This is a genomic window from Exiguobacterium sp. s36 (assembly GCF_018618345.1).
GTDB lineage: Bacteria > Bacillota > Bacilli > Exiguobacteriales > Exiguobacteriaceae > Exiguobacterium > Exiguobacterium chiriqhucha.
Genome location: NZ_JACSLW010000006.1, coordinates 58,767 through 69,788, shown reverse-complemented (window position 1 = coordinate 69,788; position 11,022 = coordinate 58,767). Strand labels below are relative to the sequence as shown.

At 52.3% G+C, this 11,022-nt stretch carries 11 protein-coding genes and 1 riboswitch; of the genes, 1 reads left to right on the top strand and 10 read right to left on the bottom strand.

Annotated features, from left to right (window positions below; all coding sequences use genetic code 11):
• Positions 1–13: 13 nt before the first annotated feature.
• Positions 14–118: riboswitch (TPP riboswitch) on the bottom strand.
• Positions 119–179: 61 nt separating this feature from the next.
• From pelG to KNP95_RS12590, 9 genes are all read right to left on the bottom strand, one after another.
• Complete coding sequence (pelG, locus tag KNP95_RS12630) at positions 180–1,628, bottom strand: exopolysaccharide Pel transporter PelG (RefSeq protein ID WP_021065927.1); 1,449 nt, start codon at positions 1,626–1,628, stop codon at positions 180–182.
• Positions 1,609–3,027, bottom strand: a complete 1,419-nt coding sequence (gene pelF / locus KNP95_RS12625; protein ID WP_214837516.1) for a GT4 family glycosyltransferase PelF — start codon at positions 3,025–3,027, stop codon at positions 1,609–1,611. The genes pelG and pelF overlap by 20 nt, the downstream gene beginning before the upstream one ends.
• Positions 3,024–4,871, bottom strand: a complete 1,848-nt coding sequence (locus KNP95_RS12620) for a DUF2194 domain-containing protein (protein WP_214837514.1) — start codon at positions 4,869–4,871, stop codon at positions 3,024–3,026. Before KNP95_RS12620 ends, pelF begins: the two co-directional genes overlap by 4 nt.
• Positions 4,853–5,791, bottom strand: coding sequence for a tetratricopeptide repeat protein (locus tag KNP95_RS12615; protein WP_214837511.1), 939 nt, complete (start codon positions 5,789–5,791; stop codon positions 4,853–4,855). Before KNP95_RS12615 ends, KNP95_RS12620 begins: the two co-directional genes overlap by 19 nt.
• Before the next feature lie 4 nt (positions 5,792–5,795).
• Positions 5,796–6,965 carry a GAF domain-containing protein gene (locus KNP95_RS12610; RefSeq protein WP_021065923.1) on the bottom strand — a complete coding sequence of 390 codons (1,170 nt, stop codon included), beginning with the start codon at positions 6,963–6,965 and terminating at the stop codon, positions 5,796–5,798.
• A gap of 161 nt (positions 6,966–7,126) precedes the next feature.
• Entirely contained in the window at positions 7,127–7,954 is an 828-nt protein-coding gene (locus KNP95_RS12605) for a glycoside hydrolase family 191 protein (RefSeq protein WP_353048995.1), read from the bottom strand.
• Positions 7,955–8,173: 219 nt separating this feature from the next.
• Positions 8,174–8,326 carry a hypothetical protein gene (locus KNP95_RS12600; protein ID WP_021065921.1) on the bottom strand — a complete coding sequence of 51 codons (153 nt, stop codon included), beginning with the start codon at positions 8,324–8,326 and terminating at the stop codon, positions 8,174–8,176.
• Between the two features lie 48 nt (positions 8,327–8,374).
• Positions 8,375–9,214 carry an aminoglycoside 6-adenylyltransferase gene (locus KNP95_RS12595; RefSeq protein WP_214837508.1) on the bottom strand — a complete coding sequence of 280 codons (840 nt, stop codon included), beginning with the start codon at positions 9,212–9,214 and terminating at the stop codon, positions 8,375–8,377.
• A complete protein-coding gene (locus tag KNP95_RS12590; RefSeq protein ID WP_214837504.1) occupies positions 9,211–9,813 on the bottom strand; it encodes a pentapeptide repeat-containing protein in 603 nt (200 codons plus the stop codon). Before KNP95_RS12590 ends, KNP95_RS12595 begins: the two co-directional genes overlap by 4 nt.
• A gap of 53 nt (positions 9,814–9,866) precedes the next feature.
• On the opposite strand from KNP95_RS12590, the gene KNP95_RS12585 reads away from it, so the two are divergent.
• On the top strand, positions 9,867–10,313 hold the full coding sequence (locus KNP95_RS12585; RefSeq protein WP_021065918.1) for an NUDIX hydrolase: 447 nt from the start codon (positions 9,867–9,869) through the stop codon (positions 10,311–10,313).
• Here the strand turns inward: KNP95_RS12585 and KNP95_RS12580 are convergent.
• A complete protein-coding gene (locus tag KNP95_RS12580; protein ID WP_214837501.1) occupies positions 10,287–10,994 on the bottom strand; it encodes a YjjG family noncanonical pyrimidine nucleotidase in 708 nt (235 codons plus the stop codon). The two genes, KNP95_RS12585 and KNP95_RS12580, sit on opposite strands and share 27 nt — an antisense overlap.
• Positions 10,995–11,022 lie beyond the last annotated feature (28 nt).

Genomic DNA, 11,022 nt, shown 5'->3' with positions numbered 1-11,022 from the left:
AAGTGTACGAAAACAATCGGTTCGCCCACTTCCCTACGCTAGCGTGAACTAGATCAGGTTCAAAGGGTCTGGACCTCGTCCATCTCAGCCGCGTCACGCGACTCCCCTAGTGGTAAACATTATGAAATTCGGTCATCTACGACCACATCATATCAGTCTTTCTCCGTACTGAAAACCCTTTATCGTGAGAATCGCCGGTTCAACAACGTCCCCATTTGCGAGAACCGCTCGGTGCCGAGCTTGCGCCGGTTCGAGGCGGCGAACACGTAATAATCAACTTTGCCCATATAATAAATCAAACGCAGGCCGGCCAAGAAGAACGTGATCGTCGTGCTGACGGCAAAGCCGACACCGTACCAATCGATGCCGCGCGGCAAGAGCAGTAACGTGAACAACGCGTTCAACGTGAAGAACGAGATGTTGACGAACAACGCCCCGCGCCGGTCCTCGAAATAGAGCAACAACAGCGTCAAGATGAGAATCATCGCATTCGCGAACGCCGCGAGCGTCGTCATCCGAAAGATTTGACCAATCTCATCCGGGACGCCAATCCAACTGACGAACGCGCCCGCCATCAGGATGGCGAACAGCGTCACGACGCCTTGGCTCCGCGCGAGTCGAATCAACTCATTTTTCAATACGGACGTCATCGTCTGTTTCGCCTTCTCGATTTGATGGAGTGCCCCGCCGTAGTTGATCAATCCATAAAACGTACGGTAGCGCTCATAAAACCGGGTCTCGACGGCAACGACGAACAAGAGCTGCGTCGGGATAATCGTCAAGTACGACCAGAAGATGGCCGTATCATAATACGGGTTGAACAGGAACGAGTCCGCGATGATGACACGTCCTTCACCGAACCAGATGATGAAATTCGTGACCCAAATCCCGAGCACGTACAACACGCCGATGGCGAACAAGTCCGGATAGCGGTCGAAGTACTTGAAGTACGAGAACTCTTTCACCGCGTAACGGAGTGGGAACGTCCGGAGCATCGCGAAGAATAACCCGAACAACGTCACAATCATCCCGACCGTGAAACCGAGCAACAGCTCGAGACTCGACGGGTCGACCATGAGACGGCTAATCGCATAGACGCTCCCGACCGAGATAAGTCCGCCGAGCAGGAAGCTATAGGCCACCGCTTGATAATACTTGGCGGCACTTAAAAACAAGAACATGACCCAGATGACGTTAATCGTCATGAATAAAACGAACAACGTCAGTTTGTACAGAAAATCGAGCGGCGACAATAGCCAAAAGATACTATACAGCAAGCCTGCCGCGAGAATCGTCACTTTGAGCATCCCGGTGAACACCGGGAAAATCTCATGTGCCTTCTTCTCATAAAACAAGTCCGCCACGTATCGGGTGACGACGAGCTGTTGAAAACTGAACAAGATTTGCGAGAAGATGAACGCGTACGAGACCGAGATCATGAAGAGCGTCCGTTCGGCGAGCGACAACGTCGGCATTTGGAACGCCAACCATTGAATCGTACCGACGACCAAGATGACAATCAACCACGGTCCGGATGTGACGAGGCCGGAGAACGTGTACGCCTTTAGCCGGGACGAATAGTAGTCTTCTTGGAACAACTTCTGTAACTTAAACCCGATGCCCGCCATACTGTTCCCTCCTCGCTTCATAGATAGCCTTATAGCGGTCCACGACTTGTTGGAGACGATAATATTGGCGGACCCGCTCCCGTCCGTTCTTGCCGAACCGTATTCGTTCCTGCGGGTAATCCATCATCCATTCGACTTTGTCGGCGACCGCTTCCGGATGAACCGGTGGCACGATGAAACCGGCCGGACCAAACGGGTCATCCGCTCGTCCGTATAAAAGCTCGGAACAGGCGCCGACATCGGTGGCGACCCACGGAATCCCGGCGGCCATGCCTTCGAGAATCGCGAGCGGCTGCCCTTCCGAGATGCTCGTCAGGAGCAGTAGATCAAAGGTCGGCAAATACGTTTGGACGTCCACTTTCCCGGCCAGTTCGACATAATCGCTCAATCCGCTCTGTTCGATGAGCAGACGGCACTCTTCCGCATATTCTTCATCCTCGTCGAGTGGACCCATGATTGTCAGTTTGAACAGACGATGCCGCTCCTGCAAAATCTTGGCGGCATAAATCATCGTCTTCAAGTCTTTGATGGGAACGAGGCGGACGATGGCACCGATTTGAAAGAGGTCGTGCTCCGGACGATTGACCGTCGCCTGGATTTGTCGGTCGGCAATCCCGTTGGCGATAATTTTCGTCTTCTCGCTCGGGGCGCCGATCCATTCCTGATATTCGCGATTCCGCTCGAACAAGGTGATAATTTCATCGGCCGCGTTATACGCCTCGCGGGACAAGTGGTGGAAGAACCGGACCCATCTCGGCTTATACGGCGCCGGAATCCAATACGACTGTAAAATTTCTTCCTCGCGTTCACGGGAATAAATGCCATGCTCGGTCAAGATGAACGGGATCCCTTGCGTCTCTTTCATGTAGGAAGCGACTACCCCGGCATAACCCGTCGATACGGAATGGACGAGGTCGACTTTCGGGAGCGGCTGATGGAGCACCCGCAAAATCGGGGTGTACATGCTTTGCCACATCCAGAAATAGTCGATGAACGAGCCGCCGTTCATCTCTTCGGCGTAGGCGGCCTTCACGTTGCGCCAAAAGAACTCGCTCGCGAAAAACGCCTCGCTCGAAGGCACTTCTTTCCCGAGTAGTCGCAACGCTTGCCGGTTCGGGCTTCTTAACATGAGCCAATCCGACACGTTTTGTTCGTCGTCGGCACCCCACTTCAATCGTCCCCTCGCGCGTTCACCTACGTCGTTCAAATACAGATGGGTGATGCCGGAGACGTTCGGAGGGAGCGCGTATTTCATGTCTTCTGGCCGTTTCTCGGTCGGTTGAATCGAGATGATTTCAAACGACACCTCGGGCATCGCCTCGATTAACGTCTGCGTCCAGCTCGATACGCCTCCGCTCACGTACGGATAACTGCCCTCTAAGACAAGTCCGATTTTCATTGCGCTTCCCCCTTGATGTCTATCTCAGCGTTCGCCGATGTCAGTTTGACGAGATAGAGCGGTCGGTCGGCCTCCCACTGCTCGACCGTCCCGAAATCAAACTTTCCTGTCTCGAGTGACTGGCCCGGTTTCAGGCGAATCGTAAAATGAGACGGGTTGACGAGCCCTTCCCCGGCCAAATAGACCGTCGACTCATCGAACGTGACGTTCAAATCAGCTTGTTGGTAGGTGATCATCTTTTCGGTCGCGTAATGTTGCGTATACGCTTCGAGATGCGGATATTGGTCTCTCACGTCATGGACGATTTTTCGCAGGCTCATGAACATCGTATCCCAGTCCCGTCCGAAGGCCCGGTCTGGATCGATGACATCATCCGGGTGAATGAAGTGTGAAAACACGCCGAAGTTGGCGATTGCATCGACCATCTGAAAAATCGAGCCGCGCTCTTCCCCGTAATCGCTCGTCACGCGCGGGAAATGATAGAGATTCGGGTGCGTCGCATCAAATTCGAACTCTTGCACGAAATCCCCGCTTTCCGGTTCTCCGGTGTAGAGCGAGGCGATTGTACGAAGTTCCGGCAACGCCTCGGCAATCGCATCGACCCCGGTCCGGTTGAGCGCGTTCGACGGTGGGACGTATGACTTGAGCGTCTCGGCCGGGAAATAGTTCGCAAATACGGATTCGGCCTGTAATAACGACCGTTTCATCTCGTCTTTATCTTTCCACGGGATATATCCATACGTCGGATCAATCGGTTCATCGGCCGTGACGAGCGACTGATGATTATAGCCATGCAGGCCGATTTCACCGCCGTGGGCAATCAGTTTTCGCCCGAAATACAACATCGGAAACTCGCCGCGCTTAATCAACTGCTCATCGACAAGTTCCATCTCTTCCTCATACGTCCCAATCATGGCACCTGTATAAATCACATCGTCGTCTTTCGCTAAATCGACCATGTCTTCCCACCAATCTTCGGCGAAGAAGTCTTTGACGGATTTATCAAGCGGGGTGGCAGAGACATCTTTCATCTTCCCATCCATGACCGGTGCCGGGAAATCATCAATGTACATGAGTTTGATGGCCGCTTGTGCCGTGACGAACGCCGGTGGCATCGTGCCGAGCGTCTGCACGAACAGCCCGCGAATCATCTTTTGGTTCGTGATGGTCGTGTTCCAGTATAGGACGTTCCCTTCGCCGACTCCGTATTCCCACAGGATTGGGAAACCTTCGGCTGACAACATGACGTTGGCGTCATCCGCGATCGCAAAGTCGACGACGCTATGAACGAACAGGTCGTCCGGCGGATTCAAGTCGACATAGCCCGGGAAAATCGTCTCCTCGAAATTCAAGCCGTATACGTCCGGCACATACTCACCAATGTCTTCAATCCCGGTCAACGCGTTCCACGCGGGGTCTTTGAACCGGTTCGCGAACACGAGGTTGCCGCCCTGTTCGACGTAACGCTTCATCGCGACGAACGGCCATCTCGATGAATCTTCTCCGGTAAAAATGATAATCGTATACGGAGAAGGCGCAATCGATCCGACGACACCAGGACTGACTTCACGCACGTCGAGCTTCGCGTACTGCAAGCCGTGACGCAGATTGTCCGCCGTCTCAACCGCCAAATCTCCTTCATCCCGGACGAGATAAATTTGAAGTTGATGTTCGCCCGCTTTCGCTGACGCATCACTCTTCAATTGATCGATATTCATCTGCTGCTCGGCGACGTTCGGCAGTAACGTGTGCAGCGAATGAATCCGTAAGTATTGAATCGCACCGACGATGACTAGAAATAAGACGATGAAGAGCGAGAATGAGATTACAGTTCGTTTTTCCATGATGTCGTGTCACTCCATTCTTCAAACAACAGTCGGTACTCATACGGCACATCCTCGAGCGAAAACTGGGTCTGCATCATAAACATGACCGCCTTCACTTCGTTCCAACGCTCCCGCTCATAATAGAAGTTGATGAGCATGAGGTGGGCCTCGATTCGTTCAGGGAAATGATGGACGTACTCCTTCAGGATGTTCAATTGCTCTTTCGGATGCTGTAACGTGAGATAAATCTCGTTCAAGTCTTCATAAATCCATGGTGCCGGCGGATAGAGCGTCTTTACTTTTAACAATTCTTCAAGCCATGCGGTCTGCTTGTCCTTCAACATGACCTCAGTGATGAGCTCGCTATGAATCATCCGTTTATAGATTGTCGCGAGCCGTTGAATCGTGTCCGGATTCCCTAAATCATACTCGCGTTTCGCTAATTTCAGTTCTTGTTCATACTGATCGATCAAGATATTCATCGTCGCTGCCGCATAGTGGACGGTCTCACTGTCCTTGCTCTCGAGACCCATCTGCAAATATTTCCCTTGCTGGTCAATCGACTGGTTGACGTGCGTCAAAATCGAATGTTTTCGGATGGCCGGATCTTTGGAATTGATGGCATCGGTGAGCGGTAACAAGTGCGCGCTACTATTCGCTTCATGACGAATCTGTTCATAGTTGACGACTTTGAAATCGATATAGTCGTCATAGTCTTCAATCAGATCGCTCCGGCCAAAGCGCTCAGCCAAACGATACACCGCAAAGACGGCAAATTCGGCCACAAACGGTAGGAACAGTCCGAAACTGAGGGCCGCTACCGCGACCCCATAGTCGGGTGCTTTCATCTTTCGTTTCAACACGATTAGCAAGACGAAGGCGAGCACGGCGTGAACGACATAAATCCCAATCAATCCGAAACGAACCGTCGGCTCCATCCCGTCACACTCCCTTCTGGATCAAAATCCCTTCGATCCGATCATAAATCCGTTGACGGTGTTCTTCACTCGTCCCGGGGAGCAACAGCAACAGCTTGTTGTCTTCGGGATCGTAGCCGACGACATCGATTTCCCGTAAATACGAGTGGACGATGGCCTCGATACTCTCGAGCGAGACCGGTTCATAGCCGAGCGCATAATCGAGCACGATATACGGCTGTCCGTGGTGAAGTTTCTTTTGTTCTTGAATGGCGACCAGTTCCGTGAACGCCTCTTTCTTATAGAACGAGGTGCCTTTATGCATTTTCTCGTGCTGCTCTTTGCGAATCAGGTTTTCGGCGTTTTGGACGCGCGTCCCAATCCACGAGAATAAGATATTCAAGACGTGCAAGTCATCGGTCGTCAACTTGCGGAGCGGCAAGCGTTTGATGACGACGACTTCACGTGTCTGTCCGTCCACGACGATCGGCGCGAGCAACATCGGGTCCGTGTCCTCATCATCGAGCTGACGGAGTGTCGTCTCTTGGACTTGGAAGAACCGTTTGAACATGCTTGACGCCTCGTCAAGGAAAATCGTTTGCGGGAACTCTTTCGTTTCGGTTTGCCGAATCAAGAGGCGCATCGATTTCTGGGAGCGGTCGACGTGGTAAATGGCGACATCGCTCGCTAAAAACGTCTTTTTCAGCAGGCGAATCGTTTCGCTTCGAATCAGTTCCGGGTGTGGCAAGTCGAGCGATACGGCAAGTTCATACAATTGGTTCAAGCTGTATTCGGATTGAAGTAGTTTTTGACGAAGTGTCGTTTGCGAAGTGTTGAGTAAATCGACGGTCTCTTTCAAATACGTGTTCTCATCTTTCAGTTCCTCATTGCGGAACTGACTGATTTCATAACGCTCTCGAAATGAGGTGCTGAACAACCCGACGATGACGGTGATGGCGAAGTAGTAAAACAGTGTAAGAAGTGAGTTTGTATCGTAGAACAAGAGGAAGATGTCCCCTCCCATTAAGCCGGTGTATAACACTTTATAGAGGAGCAAGATGCCAAAACTGATTAAGCCGAAGATAGTGCCGTATCGTAAGGCGAATAAGATGGCGGCCGCATAAAACAAGTTCAACTCATTTTGAATCGTGCCCAGATTAAAGAATAAATCGATTCCAATCAACAGCGCGAACACGACAAGAATCTCAACCCATTTGAGCCACGGACGGTCTTGAGCGTATAAAATGATAATCCCCTCCTCGCGATTGGTTCCTCGTTACTGGTCCAACACATAGGCAGCCGAATGTAAGTAGTGGATGACGGCATCTTCTATTTTCCTCATACCCTAATCAACACCTAAAAATCCCACGTATTGTAATACGTTGGTTCGTGATAATGAATAAATCCGTTCGCTTCGGCCATGTCCCGACTGGTCGCTTCCTCTTGATCGGACACGGTGAGGACGGCAATCCCATACTCGTCTTGAATCGCGTTCATCCGGTCGAGCATCTCCATCGACCACGAATCAGATGTGATTTCGGTGTAGTTGAAGCCTTCCCACATGAAGCCTTCCACGTACGGGGCACTCGTCCGTTCGAGCGTCTCGATGCCCCAATTTTGAACGACCGGAACGCCGGGATACGTACGCTCAATCGCCTGCAGAAAATCCTCGAGCCCAGCCAACTGTTCCGCTAAGTCTTCTGGATAATCCAAATGGACGTCATCGATGTCCCCGACCGTATCAAGGAAAATACCATCCAAATGCTTGTTGATGACTTGTTTTTGAATTTCGCGGATTAAAATTTTGCGAAAGTCGGCCGAACTGATATCGGTCAAATACGAGTCCCACTTCGGAAAGTAAATCCGTTCCCCGTCTCGATAGAAGTAGTCATCCTTGTCCATTTGGCCAATCAGCGCTCGATTCCACGAATCCGCCTCCATCACATTGATATATCCGAACACTTTCGTCCCGTTCGACCGAATCGTCTCGATCTGTTCGGGCGTATACCAAATCGGTTCGATAATGACGAGGTCGTAGCGAGCCATATCCTCGATAATCGCCTCGGTCGGCATGTTATAGAAAATCTTGTAAGAGTGAATCTCATCAAAATCAAACGGCTCTCGCGTCGTACATCCTCCTAAAAAGAAGAAGAGCAATAAGCCGGTAAGCCACAATCGTCGCACGCGGACACCTCCTTGGTGAGCAATCTGTCTTGGTGTGAATCGGTCCGTTTGACGGTGAACAACAAGTAAACATGCTAATTGTTTCTTTAGAAGGGAGAAAATGGATGAGAATCGATTTATTGAGAGTTGCCCGGTTCTGGCCCGACCTAAACGCCTCTCGCCCGATTCCGCTCACTAAAAATTGGTTATACAAAAAAGAAGACTGATGAAAACAGTCTTCTAGCGTCCAGTAATCAGCAAATATAAGTTGAAGGCCACGAGTCCAAGCGGAAATAAGGCCACGACAACAATCGGCCATTTCTTCGTCCGGATGCCGACAAATAAAAGTAAACTCCCTACTAGGAGCGCGATGAACGTCGTATACGGATTCAAGCGTCATTCCCCCTTCTATAGAAGGGCTTTTCCCGACTCGACCGAAACTTAATCGTTTGAACACCAAAGCGTCGAAAAGGCGTCACGAATTCGTCGGGCTTCATCTGCACGAAAGGGATATCCCGTCCGCTCGGCGACCCGTCTGCTCGTGCGTTCGAACTGCTCGACCAACGCTTCATGGGCCGCCTCGAGGGAAGTGATCTCGATTGCCGGAAATGTATGAAGATAGCTGTCCCACCTTGCCGCATCCATATATGGGGCCAGAGTGTCACCGGCCTTCCCGGCGTTCACGGTGAAGTCCGTCTTAAAACCGACCTCCCACGACAGCATCTGACGGAGCATCGTCCGCATAATCGTGACATGGTCGTACGCGTATAATAACTGCCCCCGCTTGATGCCTTTGACGACGTAAAGCGACACCCACCAAAACTCGTTCCAACACTGCTCATAGTCAAATCGGCTCGGTCGGTGGATGCGGTACGTGTCATCAGATGGAATCGGTTGACCGGCAATCCCGTCTTTATCGACGAGGACGAGACTGAGTGAGTCCGCTTGAATCGCCTGTTGCACGTCACGCAGCGGGCGAACGGTCAAATCGACGCGATGACCGGCTGCAAACTGGACGAGAAACACGAAACGCTCATATTCGTCGCCTCCCGGCACCTCGTCCGGCATCTGCATGATCAAGACGTCCCCGAGCGGCAGCATCCAGGAACGGTCCTCGATGAACGTGGTCACGTCTTCGACGAAACAAGTGACATCGACGTCTTGAAAGCAGTCCACCGGCACGTTCGGATTGACGAGCGACCCGTTCAAGACGAGGACGCGGACGTCTTCCCGCTCCGCGGCCACGGACGTCAAATGCTCGAGCACTTGCTCATTGGTCATATGACGTTCGCCCCGAGCGAGCGGGCGATTTGGACGGCCTGTATCACATCGATCGTCGCTTGTTTCAGGATGACGTCCGAGAAATCGACCCCGTCCATCTCGGCCCCTACAAAATCGGCACCGGTGCAATCCGCGTGCTGCAACACGGCGCGGGACAAGACGGCGTTCGTCCAGCGTGATTCTTTCAAATCCGCACCGTATAAATCGGCCTCGGTCAACCGGACACCGGACCAATCCATCTTCCGGAGCGGGGCGTGACGCAGATTGACGAACGACCAATCTCCTTCACGCACGACGACCCCTTCGAACGTGCATGACTCGAACGACGAGCCTGTCATCTTGCACTGATCGAACTCGCTCGAAAACAGATTCGCCCCATTGAACTGACAGTTCAGGAACGAGCTGCCGCTGTGGCGCGAGGCGTTCCACTTCGAATCGGTGAAGTCACAGTTGATGAAACGACACTGTTCGGTCTCGAACTCGGTCGCATCGATATAGGTAAAGCGACAGTTCTCGAACGTCGTCTGCGTGAGTTGGATGTCACGGAGCGTCTCGTCGCGGAAGTCCTCGCCTTTATAACTCTCATTTGATTGAAACATGACCTGCCCCCTTGACGTATAATTGATGTAGCTTAAGGAATGGAGTGATGAAAATGGATATCGTATTTCCGACCGAGCACGGTACGTTCAATTATCGCGTTGCCGGCATCTGGGTCCAGGACGGTCATTTGCTCGTTCATCGGAACGTGAACGATGACTTTTGGGCGTTGCCGGGCGGCCGGGTCGGCATCGGCGAAGAAGCCGAGCTCGCCTTGACGCGTGAGCTGCAAGAAGAACTCGAAGCGACACTGACGGGAACGACGTTCGCTTTCGTCTCCGAAAATTTCTTCACGTATTTGGAGCGCACCGTGCATGAGATCGGCATGTACTTTTATGTATCGGGTGACCTCCCGCTCCGGCATGGAGACTTCCACGGACCGGAAGGCGATCACCTCATCTATCGTTGGCAGCCGCTCGACGCGCTCCGGGACTTGAAACTCTTCCCGGAGACACTCTATGCGTTGCCGCAATCACTACCGCCCCACTTTATCGATCGCTGAGCTTGATAGAATCGACTTCAATTCGTGCAAGTCTTGAATCTCATATGTCGTCTCGACCGATGCCGCAATCTCGTGCGGATTGTACCAGCACGTGTCGAGCCCATACATGCGACCGCCGGCGATGTCTGCCGTCAACGAGTCCCCGACGATGAGTCCGCGTTCCGGTGCCACGTTCGGAACTCGGTCAAATACATAGTCGAAAAATGGCTTCATCGGCTTTTGCGAACCGGTCGCGTCCGAGACGAACACGTCCTGGAAATAAGGGAGCAGTCCCGACGCTTCGAGCCGCTTGAACTGAGTCTCCGTCACACCATTCGTGACGATATAGAGCGGATACTGTTCACTGAGCGTTTGGACGAGCTCGAGTGCCCCATCGATGATGTGTACCCCGTCGTGCAAATGGTCGCGATAGCGCTGTTCGACTTCATGCGCGTCGATTGTGATGCCGAGCGTATCGAACAGTTGCGTGTGTCGGCCCATTAAGACGTCTTCCCGTCCGACCTCGCCACGCTCGAACGCGCGCCATAATCCGTTATTGATCGTCACGTACTGTTGTTTCAATTCATCTGTCATCCGAACGTTGTGTGCCGCGAGCAACTGCTCCAAGGCGACGTGCTCGCTCTGTTTAAAGTCGAGCAACGTGTCGTCGACATCGAATAAAATCGCTTCATACCGTTTCATAATCTCTATTACCCCTCTCTGCCTCTAA